The sequence below is a fragment of the Frankia sp. KB5 genome (genome assembly GCF_002099325.1).
Classification (GTDB): Bacteria; Actinomycetota; Actinomycetes; order Frankiales; family Frankiaceae; genus Frankia; species Frankia casuarinae.
In genome coordinates, this window is record NZ_MRUJ01000231.1 from 1 (window position 1) to 2,348 (window position 2,348).

Consider the following 2,348-nt stretch of genomic DNA (forward strand, 5'->3'; position numbering starts at 1 on the left):
GACCCCACCATCCCCCGCAGGCCAGCAGGACATCTTCACCCTCGCCGCCGACCACCACGCCAGCATTCTGATCAACAAACCACTCGGGCAAGGCCTGCTCACCGGTAAGTACGACCCGCGCCGCCCACCCCGCTTCAGCGACGGGGATCACCGGCAACGCAAACGCTGGTACACCCCCGACGCACTCACGCTCGTCGACCGCCGGCTCGCACCCCTACGCGAACGGTTCGGCCCGTCGACCCGCGACCTGGTCAGGGTGGTGCTGGCCTACAGCCTTCAGCGCGCTGACAACGCGGCCGTGCTCGTCGGCTTCACCACCCCCGACCAGATCCGCGAGAACCTCACCGTCTTCGACACACCCCTGTCCGCCGACGACCTGGCCCTCGTCCGCGCCACCCTCAGCGACCTCCAGCAGGACCTCGACGCAGGCGGCGAGGTCTTCCTTGACGAAACGGCCCCACCCGCATGAACCCGCAGCAGTCCCTGTTCCCCAGCACGACTACGCCGGCCGCCTCTGCGTCCACGACCGAGCTGCGGCTGGTCACGTTCAATGCCCAGCACGCCGCACCCGACCGGGCCCGCCGCCAAGCCGCCTGGCTCAGCCAGCAACCCGACGCGGACATCGTCGTGCTCACCGAAGTCGGTCACGGACCTGGCGGCCATGCCCTCCTCGATGCGCTCGTCCGGCACGGCTACACCCACCTCCACGCCCCACGACCCGACCTGCCCGACTACAGCACCGCCATCGCCTCACGCACAGCCCTCGAACCCGTCGAGACCCCCATCGATGTCCTGCCCCACCGCGCCCCCGCCGCGGACCTGCACATCGCAGGGCAACGGATGCGGCTCCTCGGCCTCTACGTCCCCTCCCGCGGACCGGCCGCCCGCCGCAACGAGAACAAACGCGCCTTCCAACACGCCGTCACCAAGGCTCTCCCCGGCCTCCTCACCGGATTTGAGGGCTCCGTCATCGTGACTGGCGATCTCAATGTCGTCGAGCCGGGACACGTCCCTCACTACCYGGTCTTCGGCCGCTGGGAGTACGACTTCTACCGCTCCTTCACCGACACCGGCCTCACCGACACCTACCGGGCAATGYAYCCCAACACGCCAGGCCACAGCTGGTACGGGCGCGGAGGCAACGGCTACCGCTTCGACCACATCTTCTTCACCGCCGACCGGTTCGACCTGATCAGCTGCGACTACCTTCACGCTCCCCGCCAACAAGGACTCAGCGACCATGCTGCCTTATGCCWCACCGCGCGGCCCAGAATACCCAGACCATTCGGGGGGAAGACAGTATGATCGACCACGTTATGCTTGTTACCGGGAACACAGGTAAGGCTCGTGAGTACGCCAGCCTTCTAGGAATAGAGGTTTCCGCGACCAGTGTGGACCTCATCGAGATCCAGTCCCTCGACGTTGCGAAGGTAGTAGAACGCAAAGCCGAGGACGTCTACGCAAAGGTGCGAAGCCCGGTAATCGTGGACGACACTGGACTGACACTGAGCRCATGGAACGGCCTCCCAGGCGCTCTCGTTGCATGGTTCCTCGACACCGTCGGCGTTCAGGGTATCCTGGATATGGTGGCAGGCGTATCCGATCGCGGTGCCACCGTGACGACCGCTATCGGCTACGCCGATGAAACCGGCATCCATGTCTTCACCGGCACTGTCCATGGGAGCTTGACCACCGAGCCGCGCGGCAGCGGCGGTTTTGGCTACGATGCCATCTTCGTGCCCACCGGCAGCGCCTTCACCTTTGCGGAGATGTCGAGCGAGCAGAAGAACGCGATCTCACATCGCCGCCTGGCAGCCGACGCCCTCCGCGAGTACCTCGGKCTCCCCGGCTGCTGACCTCAGCCCGCGTGCTCGAATCGCGATCCCGTCGTGGGAGATCCCACTGTGCGCGTATCGGCCCGCGGCTACTCTTGCCGACTTGGCTTGGCGGTCATGACGGCGCTCCTCGTTTGCCCAGCGCGGTAGGTTCCGCTCCCGACCTGTGCCCGCCGCCGGCCAGAACGTGAGGGTCACCGATGCGCTGCACTGGGCAGCTCGCCACTGGATGCACGGCTCTCGTTGGTCCGGATGGGCTAGCACAGCGGACCGCTGTGCTAGCCCATCCGGACCAACGGAGCTAGTTCTTCTGAGTCATTTCGCGCTGGGATGCCGATCGGACTGCAAAGTTAGAACGCCACAAATCGCTGCCACCGGAGTAGTCCTAGACGGTGAGGGTCATCTGAGGGCTACCCGTCCGGGCGGGTGACCGCCCTGCGTGGAACGGCCTGCGAGGTGGAGCACTGTGGACGGGACTCGTCGGTCTGAACGGCGCCGCGGTACACGGCCGCG

The 2,348-nt window shown here is 66.2% G+C and carries 3 protein-coding genes; all 3 read left to right on the forward strand.

Annotation, left to right across the window (positions count from 1 at the left end; genetic code table 11):
* On the forward strand, nucleotides 1-469 hold a 469-nt coding region (locus KBI5_RS20025; RefSeq protein WP_198537838.1), incomplete at its 5' end, for an aldo/keto reductase.
* Nucleotides 466-1,305 (forward strand): endonuclease/exonuclease/phosphatase family protein, encoded by an 840-nt coding sequence (locus tag KBI5_RS20030; RefSeq protein ID WP_085016114.1) that lies wholly within the window; start codon nucleotides 466-468, stop codon nucleotides 1,303-1,305. The genes KBI5_RS20025 and KBI5_RS20030, both read left to right, overlap by 4 nt.
* Nucleotides 1,302-1,856: an RdgB/HAM1 family non-canonical purine NTP pyrophosphatase gene (gene rdgB / locus KBI5_RS20035; RefSeq protein ID WP_085016115.1), complete on the forward strand. Its 555-nt coding sequence runs from the start codon at nucleotides 1,302-1,304 to the stop codon at nucleotides 1,854-1,856. Before KBI5_RS20030 ends, rdgB begins: the two co-directional genes overlap by 4 nt.
* Nucleotides 1,857-2,348 lie beyond the last annotated feature (492 nt).